Raw genomic sequence first — 24,782 nt, 5'->3', positions numbered from 1 at the left:
TCTTCTTGCTTTTAAAAACGTCAAAAAAAGAAAGGCGTAAATCTTGATCGTATGATTTATGCCTTTTTCGTGTTTATTTAGAAAAAACTTCACTAACGGCATTTGTTAGTGGGAATAAAAAGTCTGTTATTTCTTGAGGGCTTTCTTTTTTACCGTGAGCAATCCATGTTTGACAAACACCAAATAATGCATTGGCTAAATAAACGCCACAATATTCTAAATCTGTTTCATTTAATGGGCGATTTGCAGAGCGTGTTAATATATCCGTTTTTAGTAAAATAAGCAATTTATTGCGAAGAAAATTTTGAATTTCTTTTGTTCCATTTTCAGATAATAATGCGGCTAAAAGAGGCTCAGACTGTAAATATTCAAAAATTTCTAAAAGAACTTGCTGTTTGTTATCAGCACATTTCCCAAATATATATTCTAGCGTATGAAAAAGTCGACTTTGGTAGTGATCAATCATGTCGTACTTATCTTTGTAATGCGTATAAAAACTAGAACGGCTGATTCCGGCTTCTTCGGCTAATTTTACCGTACTAATTTGATCGAAAGGCTGTTCTGCTAGTAAGTGTACCATGGCATTTTCAATGGCTTGTTTTGTTTTTTGTCGTTTATTACTCTCTGTCATAATATCTCCTTTATAAACATTTTTACACACTGTGTCTAAAAATGAATTTTATTGCTTGATATCTGTTTTTACTGATGTATAATCTATTTTATCAAAAATTAGACAGTGTGTACAGAAAAGAGGAGTTATATGTTTAGAGAATGGAAAGCCATTTTGAAAAAACCAACTTTTATTATTGTGATGGTAGGAATTGCACTGATTCCAGCTTTATATAACATTATATTTTTATCTTCTATGTGGGATCCATATGGAAAGTTATCTGAATTACCAGTAGCAGTTGTCAATAAAGACCAGGCTGCTTCGTATAATGGAGAGTCGATGAATATTGGTGAAGATATGGTTTCGAATTTGAAAGATAATGATGCGTTGAATTTTCATTTTGTAACAGAAGAAGAAGGGATAGAAGGACTAGAAGATGGGACTTATTATATGGTCGTGACATTACCTAGTGATTTATCCCAAAAAGCTGCATCGATTTTAACGAATCATCCAGAACAAATGAATATTGATTACCAAACTTCTAGTGGTCATAGTTTTATCGCTAGTAAAATGAGTGATTCAGCAATGGTTCAATTAAGGCAAACTGTTGCGAAAAACGTGACAGAAACTTATGCAAAAGCTTTATTTGAAAAAATGGGCATTTTAAAAGATGGAATGGAACAAGCTTCGCAAGGAAGTCAAACTCTTGCTTCAGGTTCCAATCAATTAAAAGAGGGAAGCCAACAATTAGCAACTAATTTACAAACTTTAGCTCAATCAAGTGTTACTTTTTCAAATGGAGCAGAGCAATTTACGAGTGGATTAACGACTTATACAGATGCTGTTAAAAAAATCGATTCAGGTGTAGTAAGCTTCCATAATGGATTGTTAACTTACACAGGAGCTGTTTCTCAGTTAGATAATGGCTTAAATCAATTATCTTCTAAAACTCCAGAATTAGCATCTGGAATCCAACAATTAAACGACGGGGTTCAAGCGTATGCTGGAGGAGTGGTAAAACTAGACTTCGGGTTGAATCAATTATCTAGTGGAGTTCAAGCATACACTTCTGGAGTGGATAGCTTATCTTCAGGGGCGAGTCAATTGGCAGGGCAATCAGAAACTTTGCGAAATGGAGTTCAACAATTAAATCAAGGAATTCAGCAATTATCGAGTCAATTAGAGGCATCTGCACAAAAGAGTAGTCAAGTTTCTCAATTGGCAGCTGGTTTAGATCAATTAAATCAAGCCATTCAATCAGCGAATGCAACTGGAAGTACAGCATTAATGGGTGAAGTAACGAATGCTTTATCTACAATTGCTGCTTCAGCACAAAGTGTAAAGGAGAATAGTCAAGCTGCGTTAACAGCCATTCAATCAACAAATGCGTATAGTACTTTAAGTGCGGAACAACAAGCAGAATTAACAAAAGCTGTATCAAATCAAACGAATACGAGTGTGCAAGCTGCAAAAGAAATTTTATTGACGATTCAAGAATTAAAAGAGAATTTGGAAAATGCAAAATCTCAAGCGGAAAGTGTTGCTAAATTACAATCTGCAGCAGGACAAGTGTTGCCATTAGCCTCTACGTCATTAACTCAATTAACAGGAGGAATTGGGACATTACAGACAGCAGTAAGTCAACAACTAGTTCCAGCTAGCCAAGCTATTCAAAGTGGTGTAGGTGTTTATACAAGTGGAGTGGATAAAGTTGCCCAAGGAGCCAAGAATTTAAGCTCTAAAAACAGTACTTTAAACGGTAGTGTCAGTCAGTTAGCGTCAGGTTCTTCTCAATTGGCCAAAAAATCTTCAACTTTAACTTCCGGAGTCGGACAATTGGCACAAAAAGCTCCTGAACTAGTCACAAACATTGAAAAAATTTCTTCTGGAAGTAATCAATTAAATCAAAAATCTTCAGAATTAGTATCTGGAATGACTACCTTACAATCAGGAACAAGTCAGTTAAATCAAAAATCTGAGCAACTCCTTTCGGGTTCTTCTAAATTAACGGATGGATCACAAAAAATTGCAGAAGGTTCAGAAAAACTTGCTGATGGAGGAAATACTCTTTCAACTGGATTGGAAACTTTATATGATGGAGTCACTACATTAAGTAGTGGGTTAATGGATGCAAATGAACAATTAGCATTAGCTTCGACAGAAGAAACAAATGCGAAAACTTTATCCAATCCATTGGCATTATCAAAAACAGATCATGATGCCGTAGCAGTTAACGGAATTGCGATGGCTCCATATATGATTTCTGTTGCATTGTTTGTGGCAGCATTATCAACGAATATGATCTTTGCAAAACTACCATCTGGAAGACATCCAGAAACACGTTGGGTTTGGTTTAAAGCTCGTTTAGAAATTAATGGAATTATTGCGGTGTTAGCAGGAATACTTGTTTATGCTGGAGTACATGCTATTGGATTAACAGCAGTCCATGAAATGAAAACATTATTTCTTATTGTATTAGCGAGCATCACATTTATGGCAATGGTAACGGCATTAACAACATGGAACTCTCGTGTGGGAGCATTCTTCTCATTAATACTCTTATTATTACAATTAGCCTCAAGTGCAGGAACTTATCCACTTGCATTGACGAATGATTTCTTCAAGAGTATCAATCCATGGCTTCCAATGAGTTATTCAGTATCAGGATTACGACAAACGATTTCGATGACAGGAACGATTCAGGAACAAGTAATATTCTTAATTGTGACGTTAGTCATCTTTATGGGATTAGGAGTTATTGCGTATCGACCTGGTGTGGGGGAAGAGTAGAATTTAGGATAAATTAACGACTTTTACTATTAGATTTTTTCTAATAGTTAAAAGTCGTTTTTTATATTTTGATTTACAAATTTGATGGGAGGTATTGATTAAGAAGGGATAAAGTAGGAAAATAATAGAAAATAAATTCTGCATTTCTATAATCGAAATTTGTAATTTTACGAGTGGAAAATAAAACTTCCACAATGTTCTGGAAAAAAGTTGACTTAATATATTTTTGCAAGCGGTTTAAAATGGAAATGTGGAAATGGTTGGAGGGTGATTTTAATGAATAATAGACAGGTAGATCTATTGAATCGGTTAATTCAAGAAAACGATCCTGTTACGGGGAAGGTGTTAGCTCAACAGTATCTGGTTTCCACTAAAACGATTTACAATGATATTTCAGTAATTAATCAATATTTAAAAGCTTTTTCTTCAGAAATAAAGAAAAAACCTAGTACGGGGATTTATATTGAAATAGATGAAAAATATAAAGAACAATTGAAGAAAACTTTTCAAGTTTCTCAAACAACAAATAAGCAAAATGAAGAGTATAAACTATTATCTACATTTATACTGAAAAATGAAATTGATATTTTAGATTATTCCATTGAAAATTTCACGAGTGAATCAACTATAAGAAGAGAAATTCATGAACTGGAAAAAGAAATTAACAAGAATGGAATCAGATTGATTAAACATCAAGGGAAAATTTCATTGGATGGTTTGGAAGACAATATTAGAAAATTCTTTCGTAATAAGCTGTTAAGTGGATTAATTCATTTTAATTTAACAGGATTATCGAATTATGGATGTATTAATCAGAATAGAGTTCAAGAAATTATCCAAATTATGAATCAGTTGTTAGAAAAATATAAATTTTTAGTTTGTTATGAATATCGTCATTATTTATTAATGGACTTGGTCATTTTCGATATTCGTTGGAAACACGGATATTTTATAGAACAACAAAATGATTTAGATAGCAATAATCCTAAAATAATTGAAACATACTTGTTAGCTAGAGATTTATTGAATGAAGTTTCTGGAAAAGAAGTTGCCGAGAAGGAAATCATTTCTCTTTCTCAGAGCTTAATTACTATTGGGAATTATGAAAATACTTATTTAGAGTCCAATACTCAAATTGAGAAAACAGTAGATGAATTTATAGCTTTAGTTGGTGAGCTAGCGGGTATTCACTTTGAGCAAGACGATTATTTAAGAGGAATGTTAATCAATCATATCCCAGCAATGGTTATGAGATTGCGAAATAAAATTCATTTGAAAAGTGATTTGATGGAAGAAATTAAGTATCAGTATGGAGTCTTGTATAACTTTGTTTGGTTATCAGGAAAAGTTTTTAAGAATAATTTCAATGTTGAATTAACAGATAATGAAGCAGCACTTTTAACCATACATTTGGAGATATCAGTAGAAAAGATAAAAAAACCAATGAATATCTATGTGATATGCCCACATAGTTTAGCAACATCGGAATTATTATTGAATCAAGTTAGAAAAGTGACAGGTCAGTATGAACATATTCATAAAGTTGAATATTCCAAAGCAAGTTCTTTAGATATCAGTATAAACGACTTAGTGATTAGTTCTGTGGAATTAAAGAATGTATCGTTTCCGTATATACATGTTGGAACGATTATGAAAGAAGATGATTTACTAAAAATCCAAAGAAAATTTTTAGCCAATACAATGGAGCGAACACAATATAACTTTTTAACGAAAAATGATGAAGAATATACGAATCGACTCATCAAAAAATTACTTGGAAAATCGATATATATTAGAGAAAAAGTAAGCAGCGTAGATAAGTGTTTGTCAAAAATTATCCAATTGGCTGATGAGAAAAATCTTGAGAATATAAAATTTGAAAAGACTATACGCCATAGAGAAAATTTAGGAATTACAAGTACTTACACAGGTATAGCACTTCCTCATGCAAATCCAAAAGAAGTTCATACTAGTGAATTAATTATGATGACATTAGAGAAACCAATTTATTGGGGACAAAATTTAGTGAAAGTCGTAATGCTAATTGCAATTGCGGAAAAGGAATTGGAATTTTATAAAGATGCTTTAAAAGTTATTTACTCTAAGATTGATAGTTCTTCTTATATACAAAATTTATGGGAGAGCGAAAATCATGAAAGTTTTATAACAGCATTATTTTCGGAAGCTAACTTTGAATCAATATTATAAGGAGTGAAAAAATGACAATTATATCACAGTTAGTCAATAAACAATTAATTAATTTAGAAGGAGTGGGTGAAGACAAAAAAGAATTGCTTCAAAAATTGTCTAAAACTTTGTTTGATAAAGGGTTTGTAACAGATGGATTTTCATCTGCAATTGTGGAAAGAGAGGAGGAATTTCCAACAGGATTAAGATTAGAAAAAACAGCAGTAGCAATTCCGCATACGTATAGTGAGTATGTGAAAAAACCGTTTATTTACATTGTAAAATTATCAAAACCTATAACTTTTATTCAGATGGGTACATCAGATGAAGAGGTTCCTGTAAATTTTGTAATTGTATTAGGAATTTCTGAACCAAAAAATCAAACAGGTTTGTTAGTTGAACTAATGAATATTTTTGGACAAGATGAATTTATTACAAAATTACAAAATGCAAAATCGGAAGAAGAAGTTTATCAATTATTTGTAACAGTAGAAATGGAGGAAGAGTTATGAAAAAATTAATTGTTGCATGTGGATCAGGAGTGGCTACTTCTCAAACAGTAGCATCAAAAGTTGAAAGATTATTAAAAGAAGCAAATGTGCCTTGCGAGATTGAAGCTGTAGATATGAAGGCATTAGAAATGCATTTAAAATCAGCAGATGGATATATTTCAATTGTTAAAGCAAAAAAAGACTATGGGGTTCCAGTATTTAATGGAATTGCATTTTTAACAGGAATGGGTCAAAAACAAGAGTTACAAAAAATTATAGATTTCTTAAATAGTTAGGAGGAAAATTATGGAGACTTTACAAGTAGTTATTCAATATATTTTGGATTTAGGAGCTGCAGTATTTGTTCCATTTCTAATGTTAATTGTTGGATTAGCAATGAAAATGAAGTTCAGAGAAGCTTTCACAGCAGCGTTAACTCTAGGGATTGCATTTACAGGTATGGGAATTCTTGTAAACTTTATCATGACAAGTATGGGTGCAGCAGCAAATGATTTAACAACTCATACTGGATTAAGTTTACCAGCAGTTGATATTGGTTGGCCTGGAGCTGCAGCAATTAGCTGGGCTTGGCCATATGCTTTCTTAGTGTTCCCATTACAATTAGCGATTAACTTCATTATGTTAGTGACTAAACAAACAAAAACGTTAAATGTAGACTTATGGAATGTTTGGAATAAAATTTTTACAGCAGTAATTGTAACGTACTTTACAAATAACATTTTCTTAGGATTTATTGCAGCAGCTATTATGATTGTATTAGAACTAAAACTTGGAGATGTGTTTGCACCAGAAGTAGAACGATTAACTGGAGTTCCAGGGATTACAGTACCTCACTTTATTTGTCTGATTGCAGTAATTTTACATCCAATTGATGAATTGTTGAAAAAAATTCCTCTTTTAAATAAACAATTTGATGCTGATACATTGAAAGAAAAAATTGGAGTATTTGGAGAAAATGCAGTAATGGGAGCTATTATTGGATTTGCTTTAGGAGCTGCATCAGGTAATGGTATTAAATACGCATTAACTCTTTCAGTTCAAGCTGCAACAGCTTTAACTTTATTCCCAATGGTATCAAAATTATTCTCTCAAGCTTTATCACCAATTTCAGAAGCAGTATCTGACTTCATGCGTGAAAAATTTGAAGATCGTGAAGTTTATATCGGTTTAGACTGGCCAGTACTTGGTGGACGTAATGAATTATGGGTAGCAGTTATCTTTACAATCCCATTCCTTTTAGTAGGATCTATCGTTTTACCGAATAATATTGTATTACCTTTTGCAGGTATTATTAATTTATCATTTGTTGTAGGAGCTCTATTGTTAACAAATGGTAATGTGTTAAGAATGATTATTCATGGGTTAATTTCTACTCCTTTATTCTTATATGGAGCAACTTATTTCACTCCATATATGACTCGTTTAGCAGCAGAAACAAAAACATTAAATCAAAGCGGTTTAATTTCATGGGCAACTTTTGAAGGTCCAGACATTCGTTATATTTTAGCAAATGGATTTAATGGTGATGTTGTTGCTATTGTATTAGGAGTTGTATGGTTAGCTCTTTATGTATGGCTATTAAAAGATAGAAAGAAATATAATGAAGCATTAGAAGCAGGCGAATAGAATGAAAAAGTTGCTTGTTTTAGTATTAGGAATACTATTTGTCTATTCTATCATTTCTCAACTCATTTGGTTAACGGTTTTCATTTTACCTGTTGCAATCTACTTGGATAAGAAAAATATATTCAAGGATTTTGACGAAAGCAGATAAAAAAATCCGTAACATGAAAAAAGAGTCGTGAATAAAATAAGTTTTTTAAAATCTGACTCAGACATGGATAGAACAGAAAAATTAATGAATTTAAAATCGGTTGAATGGGAAAAATTTGAAGAAATAAAGGAATTGATCTCATTATAGGGATCCGTTCTTTTTGTAGAAAACAGATTAGAAAATCGTTTATGTAATTTGTTGAATGAAATACTTATTATCAGTAAAAACTCATAATAATAAACCATTGCGATAAATCACAAATAAATTATTAAAAAATAAACAAATTCGGTTGACGGCAGTCAAGAAAACGGTTACTATTATGTTGGATAAACAAAAGAATTTTTTCAGGTACGGCTGAAAAATATTACAGTTAAAGAAGGGGAATAATTATGGGGTATCCTAAATTTATTGAAGGATTATGTCAAGTGACATATGATATGTGGAATAAAGGCTGGGACGAATATAACGGTGGAAATGTTAGTTATCGTTTGACAGCTGAAGAAGCTGAAAATCTTGAAAGCAGCTTGGCTGGTACAGAATATACGTACTATACTGAAAATAGAAAAGAAGTGGAAGTTTTAGATGTTCCAGAACACGTAAGAGGAGAATATATTTTAATTACAGCTTCTGGAAGTCATTTTAGAACATTACATTCACAACCACATGCGGATACTGGTATCATTCAATTAACAGATAAAGGTTATCAAGTAGTTGCAGGTTTTGTTACAGGAAAACGTCCTACAAGTGAAATCTTCATGCATGTATTGTCTCATGCAGCTAGATTAAAACAAAATCCAAATCATAGAGTAGTCATTCATAATCATGCAACAAATGTTGTAACTTACTGCTTATTAAATGATGTAACAACTGAATCTTTATCATTAGATTTATGGTCAGTGTTAACTGAATCAATCGTAGTATTCCCTGATGGAATCGCTGTTCTACCTTGGGAAGTGCCAGGAACTCAACAAATTGGTTCTGCTACAGCTAAAGAATTAGAAACTCACCGTTTAGTTGTTTGGAGTAAACACGGAGTTCTTTCTACTGGTGTAGATTATCAAGATTGCTTCGGCTTAATTGAAACTGCTGATAAAGCAGCCCATATTGCATTAGATGTTCAAAGAGTTAGTGGTAAGAGCATTTATGAAAGCAATGTTCTTTCAAAAGAAGATTTGAAGAAAGTCTGCGCAGTTCTAAAAGTACCAGAAAGATATTTAGATTAATTTAACCACTTCCTAACCTGTTGGTAAATCCAGCAGGTTTTTTTAGTTTCTAGTAGGTTATTTAATAACTTCATTGATGAAGTTGAATTGTTACTATTAGGATTTTTCATAAAAAAAGAGAAATCCAAGTTTTGATTAAGATAGATTCAAAAATCAAAAGAGGATTTCTCTAATAGATATAAGTATCAGATTTCGTATAACTTTTTAGTGATATGATATGGTGAAGGTAGATATTTTTTGTTTGTTGGAGGTAATGATTAAATTTTAAAATTTACTATTATTCAGTAAGAAATATAGTAATAAATTGTTAAAAGACTAATCATCGCTATTTTTTGAAAGTGAAATAGCTCTTCGGATTTTTTTTAAAACTTGTTCATTTTCTTCTTCGTCTTTAAACATAATGATAGTATATAGAATGTCCATTACAGTTTGATAAAGAAGTCTAGAAGTTAGGCTTTCTGTTCTGTATTTTGCCTCTTGAGAAAATGCAATAACAGATTCAGTAGATAGTTTTAAAATTTTTCCAACAGGATTTCCGGTAATACATATAATTGGGCAATTATTTTTTTGTAAAATTTTTGCAAGATTAATGGTCTCTACTGAGTCGCCAGAGTGTGAAAATAGAAATACACAATCTTTATTTGACAATTTGCTACAGATACTTAACTGTAGATGATAATCAAAAACATAGTGACAGTTTAATTTTGAGCGTAAAAACTTATGATATGAATCTAAAGCCATGATAGAAGATCCACCTTGTCCAAAGAAATAGATGTTTTGGCTTTTCTCTAATAAATGCACTATGCGTTGTAAGGTTTTTTCGTCTAAGAAATTCATTAAATTTTCTAAAGATTGCTGATTAAAATGGATAGTTTTTTTAGCAACATCTATATATGAATCAGAGGGGTCAATTTCTCTATAGTTTATAAGTCGTTCTGGTTGAGTAGAGATAATCGAATTTGAAGCTAGTTTAATTTTAAAATCTTGAAAACCATTAAAACCTAATTTTTTAACGAAGTTATATATGGTAGTTTGAGAAATTTCTGTTTCATTAGCCATATCAGCCAAAGTTTTATTGACTAATTCATCATTTTTTAATTGTAAAAAATAATCAACTAACAAATCTTCAGAAGTACTAAATTTGTTTTTATTTTGTTTAATTATATTTAATAAATATATATTTTGCATAAGAAACCTCCATGTTTTCTATGTCTACAGAGATAATAACATAACTAAAGTAAAAAAGTAAATAAAAAATATTTTTTTATAAAAAGGTTTACAAAATAAAATTTAATGGTATACTTTTGGTATAAGTTAACTTTGAATCGATTTACGGAAGGTGAAAAAATTGAAATGGACATTTAGATGGTACGGAAATGACGATCCTATTACGTTAGATCATATTCGACAAATTCCTAATATGTATGGGGTTGTGGGAACCTTAGTAAAAAAATTACCAGGGGACCTTTGGACAAAAGAAGAAATTTTAGAATTAAAAACTTCAGTGGAGTCAAAAGGGCTTAGTTTAGCAGGAATTGAAAGTGTATCGATTCATGATTCGATTAAAGCTGGGACGCCTGAACGAGATCACTATATTGAAATTTACAAGGAAAATATTAAAAATTTAGGAGAACTTGGGGTAAATGTAATTTGTTACAGCTTTAAACCAATATTTGGATGGGCAAAAACGAATCTTGAATATGAATTACCAGATGGTTCTCATACGCTTGAATATGATGATAAAGTAGTCCAACAAATTGAACCTAAGCAAATGTTTGGATTAATAAGTGGACAAACTTCTGGATTTCAATTATCAGGTTGGGAGCCGGAGCGTCTTGCTAAATTTCAAAAATTAGAAGATATGTATAAAGGGATTACTGAAGAGAAGTTATTCGAAAATCTTTGTTACTTTTTGGAAAGAGTGATTCCTGTTTGTGAACAATATGGAGTAAAAATGGCAATTCATCCAGATGATCCACCGTTTGATATGTTTGGTCTTCCTCGTATTACTAAAAATAAAGAGGACATTTTAAAAATTGTAAATGCAGTTGATTCAGATTATAACGGAGTGACATTATGTACGGGTTCTCTTGGAGCTAATCCAGAAAATGATTTAGTTGAAATTATTCACTCGTTGAAAGGGAAAATTCATTTTGCTCATTTAAGAAATGTACAAATTCTTGGAGATAAACATTTCCTAGAATCAGCCCATCTAAGTAAAGAAGGTTCATTAGATATGTATGCTATTGTGAAAGCTTTGCATGACATCGAATTTGATGGAATTGCTCGTCCTGATCATGGGCGTACAATCTGGGGAGAAGTTGCAAGACCTGGTTATGGATTATATGATCGTGCCATTGGTATTTCATACTTACAAGGACTTGAAGAAGCAGTAGAAAAACAAAATTAAAGCTTGAAAGGGAGCTATATAATATGAAAATAGGAATTATAGGTCTCGGTAAAATGGGATTAAATTTAGCATTAAATGCTAAAGAACATGATTTTGAAGTAGTGGGCTTTGATGTGTCGACAGAGTCAGTAGAAAAGGCTAAAAAATCAGGATTAAACGTTAGTAACTCTATAGAAGAACTGGTTGGAAATTTAGATGATGTTAAAGTAGTAATGCTTAGTCTTCCAGCAGGAAAGATTACAAATGGAGTTGTTAATGAATTATCAAATATTTTAAAAAGAGGAGATGTTGTTATTGATAGCGGAAACTCTAATTATAAAGATAGTTTAATTAACTATCAAACTTTAAAGGAAAAAGAAATATTTTTCCTTGATTGTGGAACTTCAGGAGGAATGAGTGGAGCAAGAAATGGTGCTTGTCTAATGATTGGAGGAGATCAAGAAGCTTTTGATAAAGTTAAAGAATTTTTTGAAGCCATTGCAATTGAAGATGGATGTCTGTTTGTAAATCAACCTTCCGCAGGACACTATTTGAAGATGGTTCATAATGGAGTGGAATATGGGATGATGCAAGCCATTGGAGAAGGTTTTAATATTTTGGAACACTCTGAATTTAAATTCAATCATGAAAAGGTAGCAAAAGTTTGGAATAATGGATCTGTTATTCGTTCTTGGTTAATGGAGTTAGCTCAAGAAGCTTTTCGTAAAGATCCTAAGCTTGAACGAATTGAAGGTGTGATTGGAAGTAATGGCGAAGCAAAATGGACCCTAGAAGAAGCTCTTCGATTAGGTGTGCCGACGCCAGTGATTGCAGATTCATTATTTGTAAGAAACTGTAGCTGTGGTACAGATGAGTTCTCAAATAAACTAGTTTCTTCTTTAAGAAATGAATTTGGTGGCCATGAAATGAAGATGAAATAAATATAGGGGGGGATTTGAATGAGTCATCATAAAATCGCAATTGTAAACTCTAGTAGTTTTGGAAGAATATTCCCAAAACACTTAGAAAGATTAAGGGAAATTGGTGAAGTTGAATATTTTACCTTTCCACAAGAAATTCCAGGAAAGGAACTAGCAGAGAATGTAAAAGGGTACGATATTATTATTGCAAGTGTAACTCCATTTTTTAATGCAGAGTTTTTTGAACATAAAGATGAATTACTATTAATTTCCAGACATGGAATAGGGTACAACAATGTGGACCTATTAGCAGCAAGAAAACATAATACAATTGTTTCCATTGTCCCAGCTCTTGTAGAAAGAGAAGCAGTTGCTGGTAATAATATAACAAATTTATTAGCAGTTATGAGAAGAACGGTTGGTGCTTTAGATGCTGTAGAAGAAAATCACTGGGAAAAACGAGCCTCGTTTATTGGACATTCTTTATATAACAAAGTAGTGGGGGTTATCGGAATAGGAAATACAGGAGGATGTGTTGCTGAAACACTAAAATTCGGATTCAGATGTAGAGTCCTAGCATATGATCCTTATAAAAGTAAATTAGAAATTGAACAACACGGTGCTGAAAAAGTAGGATTTGAAGAATTGATTCGTAATGCAGATATTATTTGTTTATGTGCAAATCTTACTGATGAAAATTATCATTTTATTTCAAAAAAGGAAATTGAAATGATGAAACAAAATGTTTATATTTCCAATTCTGCACGTGGAGCGTTAGTTGATGAAGAAGCAATTGTAGAAGGGTTAAAGTCTGGTAAAATTGCAGGCTTTGCAACTGACGTGTTAGAAGTTGAACCAGGGCGCGCTGACCATCCATATCTTGCGTTTGAGAATGTAGTTGTTACTCCACATACTTCTGCGTATACCATGGAATGTTTAGAGGCAATGGGCGAAAAATGTGTAGAAGATTGTGAGATGATTGTCAAAGGGAAGCTTCCGATAAGATCTGTTCAGAGTGAAAGTAGTTATGTGAAAGGAGAAGTATAATGATTGTCGATTTAAAAGTAAAGGTTGGTCCACAGTATTATCGTTATGCGGTTAATGCAATTGATGAAGTGGTAAACGTTTTGGATGCTTATAAGGCTAAAACAGTATTAGTTGTTCATGGAACTGTTTCATGGGAAAAGGCTAAAGTTTTTTTAACCTTTTTAGATTCAAAAAAATATCGTTTTGTTTTTCATCAATATACAGGTGAATGTAGTTACTATGGAACTGATTTAGTTGTAGATAAGGTTAAAACCGAAAATTGTGATTTTGTTATTGGAGTTGGTGGTGGCAAGTTGACTGATTTAGTAGGATATGCCGCTAATGTAGCGAATATTCCGTTTGGTGTAATTCCCACTTTAACAAGTAACTGCGCTCCTTGGACACCACTTTCTGTAATGTATAAAGAAAATGGAGATTCTGAAGGGAAAACTGAGCATTTTCTAAAACAAGCAAGTTTCTTTATTACGGATCCAAGATTAGTTATAGATTCTCCAGTTGAGTACTTTGTAGCTGGGATTGCAGATACTCTTGCTAAATGGTACGAATCAGACTTAATTACTTCTCAAGAGTTTTTACAGTCAGAAGCTTTTGTATCACTTGCTAGATATACTGCAAAAATGTCAAAAGATGTTTTAATGGAAAAAGGGAACAAAGCTATCGAAGATATGAAAAAACAAGTACTTAGTGATGAATTTATTCAATGTTCTGAGATAGTATTTGCAGTAGCAGGTCTTGTAGGTGGTTTAGGTGACAAATATGCTAGGAATGCAGCGGCACATGCCATTCATGATGGGATTGCAAAATATATTCATGAAAGTCATAATTTTTTACATGGTGAGAAAGTAGCTTACGGGATTTTCTACCAATTAGCATTAGAAAATAAATGGAATATTATTGATGAATTGATACCCTATTATGAAGAGTTAAATTTACCTCAATCTTTACATCGTATGGGAATTTATCCAGAAGATGAAACAGTGATAAATGATATTGTTAGATTTATAGATAGTAAAGCTAAAGTTCATTTATTACCAATTGAAATTAATTTTAATTATTTAAAAGAAAAATTATTAGAGTTAGAAGAGTATATCTCTAACAAATAAAGGAGGAATAAGGTAATGGAAACATTATCAGTAGTACAAAGTTTGTTAATTGCCCTTTGGGTAGCAGCTGTTATGTCTAGATGGCTTGGTGGCGGTGCGACATTAACACTTCGCTTCTCACCATTAATGACTGGTTTAGTTTGCGGAATTATTATGGGAGATATTACCAATGCAATGATTGTTACAGCTGCACTTCAATTAATTTACATGGGAGTATTCTCTCCAGGGGGTTCAATGCCTTCAGAGCCTGCAATTGCCGCTGCAATTGCCGTTCCAGTAGCTTTACTAGGTAATTTAACACCGGAAGCAGCTATTGGGGTTGCCGTCCCAGTTGGATTGTTAGGAAGTTACTTATATCAATTCAGATTCTTCTTAAATACATTTTTAGGAAAATATATGGATCGTGCAGTAGAAAATATGGACGATGGTGCAATTAAACGTTCAATTATTTGGTATCCTACTATTGCTTCATTCGTATTATTTGTACCATTAGTATTTGGGGCTTTATATTGGGGAGCTCCAGTTATTGCAGATGTTATTGTTCAATTAAAAGAAACAGTCGTTCTTCATGTGTTGGAAGTTGTAGGAGGAGGATTAGCAGCAATTGGTATTTCTACAACAATCTATGTTATCGGACGTAAAGATTACTTAGTATTCTTTTTATTAGCATACTTCATGAGTGTAATCTTTAAACCTTTAAACATTACAATGGTTACTTACGCAATTATTGGTGTTCTTGTGGCTGCTATTTTTGTAATGGTTACAAAAAACAACAATCAACCAGTAGCTGCTAGCCCGGCTGCATCATCAAATACTCAATTCAATGATGATGGTGGCGACGATGATTTTTAATTGGAGGAATAGATAATGAATACTGAAACAACTCAAAAAAATCCTGCATTAGCTCCTGAAGAAATTACTCAAAAGGATGTTACTAAAGCATATTTAAGATGGCATTTTGCAAATGAAATTCCACACTCATTTGATCGTTATCTTGCACCATCATTACTATACGGAATGATGCCTGTTCTTAAGAAATTATATAAAGATCCAGATAAAAGAAGAGAAGCATACAAGAGACAATTACTCTTTTTCAACACTCAATTAACTTGGGGTGGTGGGGTCATCAGTGGTTTAATGTCGTCAATGGAAAAAGAAAGAGCTCGTCAAGAGTATGAAAATGAAGAAATTACAATGACTGATGACTTAATGTACAATACAAAAGCTGGTCTAATGGGTGCTCTTGCTGGTATCGGGGATGCGATTGACTCAGGTACAATGCAATATATCTTTATTGCGATTGCTGTTCCTTGGGCTCAAGAAGGTAGTGCGCTAGGTGCGTTATTCCCATTCATTGCATTTGCTTTATATCAAGTCTTAATCGGTTTGTTCTTTGCACGTCAAGGTTTCTCTTTAGGTAGAAATGCAACAAGTTTAGTTCATAGCTCAGGAGTAAAAGACGCGATTAGTTTATTATCAATCTTAGGATTGTTTATGATGGGGATTTTAGCAGGTAACTACGTTAAAGTGACATCAACTTTACAATTTGCACTTTCAGGTAAAAACTTCGTTATTCAAGAATTGCTTGATAAAATTGTTCCAGGTATATTGCCGCTGACAGTTGTAATGGGGGTATACTATTACTTCGTTAAGAAGGGGCTCAAAGTTACACAAGCTTTATTATGGTTAACATTAATTCTTATTGTGTTAGCATCTATTGGAATTTTATAATTTGGAGGAACTTTTATGGGAAAAGTTAATTTAGCACGTGTGGATGAACGTTTAATCCATGGACAAGTAATGATTACACTTTCACAAAGAAATGGAGTAAATTCAATTTTCGTTGTTGATGATGTAGTCGCAAAGGATCCATTTATGAAGGATTTATATAAGAGTGCGGGGAACCGTACTGGTCAAAAGACAATTGTAATTTCTGAAGAAAAAGCAAAATTTTATTGGGATGAATATAAATTTAAGGACTACAGTTGTATTTTAATTGCGAAGACTGTAGGAACAATTGCAAATCTTGTAAAACATGGGGTTCCTGTAGAGGAATTAAATATTGGCGGTATTGCTAATAAAAATGATGAAGATTTATTAGTAACAAAATCAGTATATCTAAATAAAGCAGATGCTGAAACGCTTAAAGATCTTCGTAACAATTATGGAGTTAAAGATATTTATTTCCAAGCTACTCCTTCAGCAAGTAAAACATCTTTAGATGATGTACTTAAAAAATTTGAGTTATAAGAGGTAGAATCATGGAAAATAATTACCAAATGAACGATTGGATTGTTCGTTATGGGTTTCTTTTGAAAAAGAGAAATTCAGACAAACAAAAGGATAAGTTTATTCGAGCTTTCCTCTCTGATGCCTCGAACATTCGAGATGATATCAATGTTATAGAAATTGAGGAGAAGAGAAGAAAATATCATAATATTTATATTGGAGATATTTCTAAGGCAGATAAAATTATCACTACGTATTTCGATACGCCAATTGTTTCATTTGGTGATTATTCTTTCAGGGATACAAAAAAGAATAAACGAAATACGTTGGCTCGAATTGCTTTCGAGAGTTTTGCGTTTTTGTGTATAGGATTAGGGATTTTCTTTTTCCTAATGCATGTATTAGAGGGAAAGTTGCTAACAACAGCTTTGACCGTTTTCACACTATCTTTCTTTTATTTATTTAACGGAATTGTTAAAGGTAGAGCTAGTAGTAAGACACAAGTAAGAAATTCTTCATCAGTTATAGAAGTGTTGAGTTTACTTGAAAAATACAAAAATAATAAAAATATAGCTTTTGCTATTGTAGATGGTGGATGTACAAATTATATAGGATTAGCAATTCTTTGCACTAATGTAAAACAGCAAACGCATATTGTAGAGTTAGATTCTGTTGGAGTAAATGAGGATTTAATTTTAGAAAAATCTTTCCATGAAATAGCAGAACGTAAAATAATGAAGTTACATCCAAAAGTAGAAAAACTTAGAAGAGACTTACTTTTAAAAAAAATAGATAGTAATACTTTGATAACTCAACGTCAAAAGATAGAAACTATATTGGAGGAACTGTAATGCAAATTTTAATTGTAACACATGGTGAATTAGCTGCAGGATTTAAAGATGCAGCTGAAGTGATTTTTGGAGATGTAAAAGGAGTTATAACAATAGGATTGCACTCCGGTGAATCTGTAGAAACTTTTGGAGAAAAAATATATGAAACATTAGTAAGTTTTGATGAAAATGAATCAATAATAATTTTTGCAGATTTATTAAGCGCTTCTCCATATAACCAATCGGTACTTTCAGTGAATAGACTAGATGGAAGTCGTGCTAAGAATGTTCGATTAATTGCTGGAGCAAGTTTACCAATGGTACTTGAAGGAATTAATCAACAATTACTTGGTAGTGACTTAGAAGTTGCAGTAAGAGAATTAAAAAACTATACAATCTCCGATGATTATGTATGGGAAAAATCAGTCGCTGAAGAAACTGACGAAGACGATGACTTTTAGGAGGTTTTTTATGCCTAAACAAGTAGCGATTTTTGATATGGATGGTCTATTTGTGGATTCGGAATGTATTTATGCTGAGGGATGGAATCGAGGATTTAAGGAATACGGAATAAGTATTCCAGAAGGGTTTGTTGAGTCTTTAACGGGTCAAAGCTCAGCTTCTAATGATAAGAAAATTATTAATTTATTGAAAGATCCAGAGTTAGCAAAAAAAATTCGAGTAGTTCGTGAAAATTATTATCAGGAAAAATTAAAAAATAGCGAAATTAAGTTAAGAAAGTTTGCTAAAGAATTTGCTGAAATTTTGAAAAATAAAGGATTTAAGTTGATTTTAGCTTCGTCCTCTACTAAGAAAAGAATAGATGAATTACTTTCTAAAAATAATGCTTGTGATGTTTTTGATGCTATTATTTGTGCAGAGCAGGTAAAAAAACTTAAACCAGAACCAGATATCTATTTAGCAGCGTTAGATTGTTTTAACACTAATTCAGAAGAAGCCATTGCTTTTGAAGACACAATAGTTGGAGCAACTGCTGCGGTGACAGCAGGAATAGATGTTTGTTTAGTAAGTGAACTTTTATATCGGAATCAATTAAAATTCGAGCATGTACGATGTCTAGGATTATTCAGAAACTTAGAAGAAACATATAATTTTTTGGAGGCGAATCAAATATGTTAGTTGAACAATTAAAAGAAAACTATTTTTTTGCGGTTATAAGAGGAAAAGATAAAGATGACGCTAAAAATATCGCACGTTATGCAATTAAAGGCGGTATTTATAATATTGAAATTACTTTTTCAACACCAGAGGCAGATGAAGTTATCAAGGAATTGATTGAAGAATTTAAAGATAACAAAAAAGTAATCGTTGGTGCAGGAACAGTAATGAATTTAAATCATGCCACTTTAGCAATAAATGCAGGTGCAAAATTTTTAGTGAGTCCACATTTTTCAGAGGAATTGGCAAAATATGCTGTCAAAAATAACGTTGAATATTCTCCTGGGTGTGGAACAGTTACAGAAGTTGTTAATGCTATCGATTCTGGTGCTAAAATTGTTAAATTATTCCCTGGAGGAACTATTGGAAAAGAGTTTATAAAAGCTATCCATGGCCCAATTCCTGACGTCGATTTAATGCCTTCTGGTGGTGTTTCTGCATCAAATGTAAAAGAGTGGAGAGATGCAGGAGCTTGTGCAGTTGGTATAGGTAGTGCACTTTCTGCTAAAGTTGCAATTGAAGGTTATGAAAGTGTTGAACGTGTTGCAAATGAATTCATAAAAGCTCTTGATTAAAAATATTAGTATCAATGGATAATTGAGTCGGAAGATTTGAAGAAAATCTGCGCTGTTCTAAAAGTACCAGAAAGATATTTAGATTAATTTAACCACTCCCTAACCTGTTGGTAAATCCAGCAGGTTTTTTAGTTTTATTTTTACGGATTTTTCATAAAATCCTATTAAAAACTGTGAAAACAGTAACAAATATTAATAACCTGATTTTTTTCACAGGAATATAAACAACAAATCAAAGGAAGTGATTTTATGAATTTTTCAGGAAAAGTTGCTATCGTGACAGGTGGAGCAAACGGAATTGGAAAAGAAGTAGTAAGAGGAATTGTTGAAGGTAGACTTCCTGGTATTTTCCTAGGAGTAATTACAACTTTAATGGGTGGGGTTGCAGCGATTGTTGCAGTTAAGTTGTCTGGAGGAAATGGAGTTGCAGGTGCTGCGATTTCTAGTACGGCTGCAAGTGCTATTGCGACACCAGCGGCACTTTCAGCGGTGGATGCTTCTTTTAAAGCAATTGAAGCAACTGCTACGACTAAAATTACAGCTTCCGTTATTGTGACAGCTATATTAACACCAATCTTAACAGCGTATATCGCTAAACGAGTTCAGCAAAAAGAAAAGAATGCAGCATAACAAAAACCACTCCGTAACGTTAAACGGAGTGGTTTTTACTTTAATCTAAGAAATATGTATGTTTAGCTTTCCATTCTAGTACTTTAATATGAATCCAAAATCCGTAAATTCCGAATGTAATGATACATAAGAAAAACCATTTGATCCAATTCCCAAATAATTCGAGAGCAGTACCATCAAATCCAAGTCGGCGTCCTTCAATCACCGTGTGTTCAATTTCCCATTTATACATGATGCAGATCGCCCAAGGAGTTCCTAATCCAAAGGTCAGTGTGATAATAAAAAATGAAATGATATAACTTAGAATATAAGTTAGTATCCCTCCATCAAAATAACTTTTTTGCATAATAAATCCTCCCTTAATCAGTTGAGTGTAGTGTAACACGCAGAGGAATTTACTGTCAAAAATAAAATATAAATAAGTTCGCGTTCAGTTGTAATGTTGATAGAAAAGGTATAAACTAAAGAGGATATAGAAATGGAGGTTGAGTGATGCAATTTAATTGGAGTAGTTTAGGTGCATGGAGTAGCGTTCGGAATATTGTCGATATTGTGATTGTTTGGTACCTATTATATAATCTATTACTCATCATGAAAGGCACAAGGGCTGTACATTTGATGAAGGGATTGGCAGTCATTGCAGGAGTCAAATTCATCAGTTATATGTTTGGGTTAATTACTTTGGATTGGATTATGAATTTAGTTATTCAATGGGGAGTAGTTGGAGCTATTGTCGTCTTTCAACCAGAAATTCGCAGAGGGTTGGAACATATTGGACGTTCGAACTTTTTCTCAAGGAAATATTCGGGCACGAATCAGGCTCAAAGGATGATTGAAGAGTTAAATATTTCTGTACAGTATATGGCGAAAAGAAGAATTGGTGCGTTAATTTGTATCGAACAATCGAATTCTTTAGAAGAATATATTAATACAGGGATTCCTTTACAATCACGAATTTCAAATCAATTAATGACGCAAATTTTTATTCCGAATACACCTCTGCATGATGGTGCGGTTATTATTCGTGGTCATAAAGTGGAAGCGGCAGCGTGTTATTTACCATTATCTGAAAGTAAATTTATTCCGAAAGAATTAGGAACAAGACACCGTGCAGCTATCGGATTAAGTGAAGTAACGGATGCGTTGATTATTGTTATTTCAGAAGAAACAGGGAAAGTTAGTGTGGCATTGCGTGAAAAATTATTACGTGAGCTAACTCCGGATGAATTTGTAGAAGTGTTAAGTGAACATTTAATTACCAAAGAAATTTCTCAAAAAGATTCGACAATGTTAACGATGATGATCGATTTCTTTAGAGGAGGTCGTATGAATGATTAGTAAATGGATGACGAAAAAATCATTTTTGGTAGTGATATCATTTATTTTAACAATGGCTTTATTTGTATACGCAAGTGAATCAAGTCCGAGTCGACAATCTGCAACAGTTTCTATTCAGACAACTTCGAATACCATTGGAAATGTTCCAGTGTATGTCGATATGGATAGTCAGTTATATACGGTAACAGGTTTGCCAGAGTCTGTGACATTAAGAATCGAAGGTTCGAGTAGCTCATTGTTAGCAGTTACCGGAAATGCGTCTTATCGTGTAAAAACTCCTAATTTAAATGAATTAGGAACTGGGAAACATATGATAACCTTACAAGTGACAGGCTTGCCTTCAGGAGTAAAAGGGACAGTTTCTCCAGAGACGGTTGAGATTATAATTGAAAAGAAAGCGACAGTTGAATTACCCGTTTCGGTAAATGTGAATCGTTCGAATTTACCAGGAGCTTATAAAAATGGACAAGCTTTAGTGAGTCCTGCTAGAGTAACAATTTCGGGACCGGAGTCGCTGATTAATCAAGTGGAAAATGTATCGGCAACTGTAACAGTTCCTGAAAATACAAAAACAGATTATATTACTTCTGTGGTAGTGCAAGCTATGGATGCAACGGGAAAACCTCTTGCACTAAAAGTAGAACCAGAGCAAGTGCAAGTAAGAGTGCCAATTACAACAAATAGTAAAAAAGTTCCACTTGTATTAACGACAACTGGAAGTGCAGGAAGTCAATATACTTACCAATTGAAATCCGATATCAAAGAAGTTACTATTTTAGGAGCTCAAGAAGTACTGGATCGATTGACAGCCATTCCTGTAGTAGTAGACGTTAGTCAAATAACAAAAACAACAACACAAACGGTTAAATTAACGCTACCAACAGGAGTCGATAGTGTCACTCCAGAAAATATTTCTGTAGAAGTAGTAGTTACACCTACAACAACACAAACAACGGAAACGACACAGACAACAAGACAATAGAAAAGATGGAAGTTTAAAGGAGATTGAACATGGGCAAATATTTTGGAACAGACGGTGTAAGAGGAGTAGCGAATGCTGAATTAACACCAGAATTAGCGTTTAAATTAGGACGTTTTGGTGGTTATGTCTTATTGCAACAAGCAGGTGGAGATAAACATCCACGAGTTTTAGTCGGAAGAGATACTCGTATTTCAGGGCAATTATTAGAGCATGCTTTAATTGCAGGGTTATTATCTGTAGGAATTGAAGTCATGCAATTAGGAGTGATTCCAACACCAGGGGTTTCTTATTTAACAAGAATGCAAGGAGCAGTAGCAGGAATCATGATTTCTGCATCTCATAATCCAGCACAAGATAATGGCATTAAATTCTTCGGAGCAGATGGTTTTAAATTATCGGATGAAACAGAAGCAGAAATTGAGGCTTTATTAGATAGTCCAGAAGATACATTACCACGTCCTTCAACAGATGGATTAGGAACTGTGGATGATTATTTAGAAGGAACGATGAAATATAGTCAATTTTTACAACATACAATTGACGGCCCTCTAACAGATATGAAAGTAGCATTAGATGGTGCAAACGGAGCAACTTCAGCTGTATTAAATCGTTTATTTGCAGATTTAGAAACAGAATTTTATACAATGGGAAATAAACCAAATGGTGTGAATATTAATGACGGAGTGGGTTCAACACATCCAGAAGCTTTAGCGGAATTCGTCAAAGAAAATGGCGCAGATTTAGGATTAAGTTTCGATGGCGATGGAGATCGTTGTATTGCGGTAGATGAAAACGGAGAAATCGTAGATGGCGATAAAATTATGTTCATCTGTGGGAAATATTTACGTAGTGTAGGACAATTGAATCAAGATACAATTGTTTCAACAGTGATGAGTAACTTAGGATTTCATAAAGCAGTTGAAGAAGAAGGAATGGTCGCTCTTCAAACAGCTGTAGGAGATCGCTATGTTGTAGAAGAAATGCGTAAAAATGGTTATAACTTTGGTGGAGAACAATCAGGACATATTGTATTCTTAGATTTAAATACAACAGGAGATGGATTGTTATCAGGAATTCAATTAATGAATGTGATGAAACAAACCGGTAAGAAATTAAGTGAATTAGCTAGTGAAGTACCTACTTATCCTCAAGAATTAGTCAATATTCGAGTGAGCAATAAAAATGGAGCAATGGAAGTTCCAGCGATTAAAGAAATTATCGACACAGTGGAAACTGAAATGGCAGGAAATGGTCGTGTTCTCGTTCGTCCAAGTGGAACAGAACCATTAGTACGTGTCATGGTAGAAGCACCAACAGATGAATTATGTCATGATTATGTGACACGAATCGCAGATATTGTGCGTGACGAGATTGGATTAGATAAATAGAAATTGTAACAGAGAGTAACGAGAGTTGCTCTCTTTTTGTCATTTTGTTCGGGAAATATGAGAAAAAATCATTAATGCAGTATATTGATTTTTTTCAATACTTAATTTTACAATCGGTGAATATAAAAACCATTCCCCCCCTATTTATAACCTCCCTAACAAAAACTTTCAACCCAACCATTTATATCCCGCATATTGTTCAGTGGTAATTCTGTTATCTATATGATAACTTTAACAACCATTTTGTCGAAAATGAATTCGATTAGAATCATTTGTGTCAAACACAAGTAAAAATGACCTAATTTGTAGAATGGAGGAAATATAAAAAGAAGGGCGCTTCTGCTCCCTTCTCTTCCACGTATTGAGTTTCACCTCAGTCAGTTCTATTATTTTTTTCATCCTATGAATACCAGTATAAAAAGTACCATTTAAAGTGAATATCTCAAAGCCATACTTTTTGAAAAAAAGAAAAGGAATGGTACAATAACGTTATCGAATATTAGAGGAGTTATTATGAATACAACCATTAAAACTTGCGCACAAACACGTGCGATTCAGTCTAGAAGAATTTTTCCATTTGATGTGAATATGCATCAAACATTATTTGGAGGGAATTTAACCCGTATTATTGACGATTGTGCATCGATTACGGTATCTCGTCATTGCCGTCGTTTAGCAGTAACTGCTTCCGTTGATGCGATGAATTATTTAAAACCTTTACCGTTAGGACATTCTGTTTGTGTCGAAACTTATATTTCTGGAGTTGGAAAGAAAAGTATGGAAGTCTTTTGTAAAGTGGTAGGGGAAGATGTTTTAACAGGTGAACGGTATTTGGCGGCGACTAGTTTTTGGACATTTGTCGCAATGCCACGTGAAGGGGAAACGGATTTTGCAGTTCCTGCGATTGAACCAGAAACAGCAGAAGAAAAATTCATTTGTAGTGGCTATGAACAGAGACGTTTAGCTCGATTAGAACAATTGAAACGTCAAGAAGAATTAATGAATCATGTTTCTATTCATAAGCCTTGGATGGAATCATTATGACAGTAATGTAAGGTTATCACCGTTTTTGTTAG

25 protein-coding genes are annotated in these 24,782 nt (G+C 33.2%); 22 read left to right on the top strand and 3 right to left on the bottom strand.

Annotated features, from left to right (window positions below; all coding sequences use genetic code 11):
* Positions 1-73: 73 nt before the first annotated feature.
* Positions 74-631, bottom strand: coding sequence for a TetR/AcrR family transcriptional regulator (locus LK443_RS02110; protein ID WP_227931945.1), 558 nt, complete (start codon positions 629-631; stop codon positions 74-76).
* A gap of 129 nt (positions 632-760) precedes the next feature.
* Between LK443_RS02110 and LK443_RS02105 the strand changes: the two genes are divergently transcribed.
* The 6 genes from LK443_RS02105 to rhaD all read left to right on the top strand — a co-directional run bounded on the left by LK443_RS02105 (position 761) and on the right by rhaD (position 9,096).
* Positions 761-3,400, top strand: a complete 2,640-nt coding sequence (locus LK443_RS02105) for a YhgE/Pip family protein (RefSeq protein WP_227931944.1) — start codon at positions 761-763, stop codon at positions 3,398-3,400.
* 276 nt (positions 3,401-3,676) lie between these two features.
* A complete protein-coding gene (locus tag LK443_RS02100; RefSeq protein ID WP_227931943.1) occupies positions 3,677-5,608 on the top strand; it encodes a BglG family transcription antiterminator in 1,932 nt (643 codons plus the stop codon).
* An 11-nt stretch (positions 5,609-5,619) separates the two neighbouring features.
* A complete protein-coding gene (locus LK443_RS02095; RefSeq protein WP_227931942.1) occupies positions 5,620-6,099 on the top strand; it encodes a PTS sugar transporter subunit IIA in 480 nt (159 codons plus the stop codon).
* Positions 6,096-6,374, top strand: a complete 279-nt coding sequence (locus LK443_RS02090) for a PTS sugar transporter subunit IIB (RefSeq protein WP_006703663.1) — start codon at positions 6,096-6,098, stop codon at positions 6,372-6,374. Before LK443_RS02095 ends, LK443_RS02090 begins: the two co-directional genes overlap by 4 nt.
* Positions 6,375-6,384: 10 nt before the next feature.
* Positions 6,385-7,725, top strand: coding sequence for a PTS galactitol transporter subunit IIC (locus LK443_RS02085; protein WP_227931941.1), 1,341 nt, complete (start codon positions 6,385-6,387; stop codon positions 7,723-7,725).
* A gap of 537 nt (positions 7,726-8,262) precedes the next feature.
* Complete coding sequence (gene rhaD / locus LK443_RS02080; RefSeq protein WP_227931940.1) at positions 8,263-9,096, top strand: rhamnulose-1-phosphate aldolase; 834 nt, start codon at positions 8,263-8,265, stop codon at positions 9,094-9,096.
* 315 nt (positions 9,097-9,411) lie between these two features.
* Here the strand turns inward: rhaD and LK443_RS02075 are convergent, their stop codons facing one another.
* Complete coding sequence (locus LK443_RS02075; RefSeq protein WP_227931939.1) at positions 9,412-10,284, bottom strand: MurR/RpiR family transcriptional regulator; 873 nt, start codon at positions 10,282-10,284, stop codon at positions 9,412-9,414.
* A 160-nt stretch (positions 10,285-10,444) separates the two neighbouring features.
* Here LK443_RS02075 and uxuA point away from each other — a divergent pair, with 160 nt between their 5' ends.
* From uxuA to LK443_RS02015, 12 genes are all read left to right on the top strand, one after another.
* Entirely contained in the window at positions 10,445-11,506 is a 1,062-nt protein-coding gene (uxuA, locus tag LK443_RS02070) for a mannonate dehydratase (protein WP_227931938.1), read from the top strand.
* A 23-nt stretch (positions 11,507-11,529) separates the two neighbouring features.
* Complete coding sequence (gnd, locus tag LK443_RS02065; protein ID WP_227931937.1) at positions 11,530-12,426, top strand: phosphogluconate dehydrogenase (NAD(+)-dependent, decarboxylating); 897 nt, start codon at positions 11,530-11,532, stop codon at positions 12,424-12,426.
* A gap of 18 nt (positions 12,427-12,444) precedes the next feature.
* Positions 12,445-13,452 (top strand): D-isomer specific 2-hydroxyacid dehydrogenase family protein, encoded by a 1,008-nt coding sequence (locus LK443_RS02060; RefSeq protein WP_227931936.1) that lies wholly within the window; start codon positions 12,445-12,447, stop codon positions 13,450-13,452.
* Positions 13,452-14,555 carry an iron-containing alcohol dehydrogenase family protein gene (locus tag LK443_RS02055; RefSeq protein ID WP_227931935.1) on the top strand — a complete coding sequence of 368 codons (1,104 nt, stop codon included), beginning with the start codon at positions 13,452-13,454 and terminating at the stop codon, positions 14,553-14,555. The genes LK443_RS02060 and LK443_RS02055 overlap by 1 nt, the downstream gene beginning before the upstream one ends.
* Before the next feature lie 15 nt (positions 14,556-14,570).
* Complete coding sequence (locus LK443_RS02050; protein WP_227931934.1) at positions 14,571-15,407, top strand: PTS mannose/fructose/sorbose/N-acetylgalactosamine transporter subunit IIC; 837 nt, start codon at positions 14,571-14,573, stop codon at positions 15,405-15,407.
* Between the two features lie 15 nt (positions 15,408-15,422).
* Positions 15,423-16,286 (top strand): PTS system mannose/fructose/sorbose family transporter subunit IID, encoded by an 864-nt coding sequence (locus LK443_RS02045; protein WP_227931933.1) that lies wholly within the window; start codon positions 15,423-15,425, stop codon positions 16,284-16,286.
* A 15-nt stretch (positions 16,287-16,301) separates the two neighbouring features.
* Positions 16,302-16,805: a PTS system mannose/fructose/N-acetylgalactosamine-transporter subunit IIB gene (locus LK443_RS02040; protein ID WP_227931932.1), complete on the top strand. Its 504-nt coding sequence runs from the start codon at positions 16,302-16,304 to the stop codon at positions 16,803-16,805.
* An 11-nt stretch (positions 16,806-16,816) separates the two neighbouring features.
* Entirely contained in the window at positions 16,817-17,635 is an 819-nt protein-coding gene (locus tag LK443_RS02035; RefSeq protein WP_227931931.1) for a hypothetical protein, read from the top strand.
* Positions 17,635-18,075, top strand: coding sequence for a PTS sugar transporter subunit IIA (locus tag LK443_RS02030; protein WP_227931930.1), 441 nt, complete (start codon positions 17,635-17,637; stop codon positions 18,073-18,075). Before LK443_RS02035 ends, LK443_RS02030 begins: the two co-directional genes overlap by 1 nt.
* 10 nt (positions 18,076-18,085) lie before the next feature.
* A complete protein-coding gene (locus LK443_RS02025) occupies positions 18,086-18,754 on the top strand; it encodes an HAD family hydrolase (protein ID WP_227931929.1) in 669 nt (222 codons plus the stop codon).
* Positions 18,748-19,368, top strand: a complete 621-nt coding sequence (locus LK443_RS02020; protein ID WP_227931928.1) for a bifunctional 4-hydroxy-2-oxoglutarate aldolase/2-dehydro-3-deoxy-phosphogluconate aldolase — start codon at positions 18,748-18,750, stop codon at positions 19,366-19,368. The genes LK443_RS02025 and LK443_RS02020 overlap by 7 nt, the downstream gene beginning before the upstream one ends.
* 249 nt (positions 19,369-19,617) lie before the next feature.
* Positions 19,618-19,998, top strand: coding sequence for a 2-keto-3-deoxygluconate permease (locus LK443_RS02015; RefSeq protein WP_416217357.1), 381 nt, complete (start codon positions 19,618-19,620; stop codon positions 19,996-19,998).
* 40 nt (positions 19,999-20,038) lie between these two features.
* Here the strand turns inward: LK443_RS02015 and LK443_RS02010 are convergent, their stop codons facing one another.
* Positions 20,039-20,344, bottom strand: a complete 306-nt coding sequence (locus LK443_RS02010; protein ID WP_227931927.1) for a DUF898 domain-containing protein — start codon at positions 20,342-20,344, stop codon at positions 20,039-20,041.
* 146 nt (positions 20,345-20,490) lie between these two features.
* Here LK443_RS02010 and cdaA point away from each other — a divergent pair, with 146 nt between their 5' ends.
* The 4 genes from cdaA to LK443_RS01990 all read left to right on the top strand — a co-directional run bounded on the left by cdaA (position 20,491) and on the right by LK443_RS01990 (position 24,750).
* Positions 20,491-21,336: a diadenylate cyclase CdaA gene (cdaA, locus tag LK443_RS02005; RefSeq protein WP_227931926.1), complete on the top strand. Its 846-nt coding sequence runs from the start codon at positions 20,491-20,493 to the stop codon at positions 21,334-21,336.
* Positions 21,329-22,318: a YbbR-like domain-containing protein gene (locus LK443_RS02000; RefSeq protein ID WP_227931925.1), complete on the top strand. Its 990-nt coding sequence runs from the start codon at positions 21,329-21,331 to the stop codon at positions 22,316-22,318. Before cdaA ends, LK443_RS02000 begins: the two co-directional genes overlap by 8 nt.
* A gap of 29 nt (positions 22,319-22,347) precedes the next feature.
* Positions 22,348-23,706, top strand: coding sequence for a phosphoglucosamine mutase (gene glmM / locus LK443_RS01995; protein ID WP_227931924.1), 1,359 nt, complete (start codon positions 22,348-22,350; stop codon positions 23,704-23,706).
* Between the two features lie 513 nt (positions 23,707-24,219).
* The gene (locus tag LK443_RS01990) at positions 24,220-24,750 is read left to right on the top strand and encodes an acyl-CoA thioesterase (RefSeq protein ID WP_227931923.1); all 531 of its coding nucleotides are present in this window, start codon (positions 24,220-24,222) and stop codon (positions 24,748-24,750) included.
* Positions 24,751-24,782: the final 32 nt, after the last annotated feature.

Source organism: Granulicatella elegans (genome assembly GCF_020735385.1).
In the GTDB taxonomy this organism is placed as follows: domain Bacteria; phylum Bacillota; class Bacilli; order Lactobacillales; family Aerococcaceae; genus Granulicatella; species Granulicatella elegans_B.
This window is presented reverse-complemented; position numbering and strand designations above follow the sequence as displayed.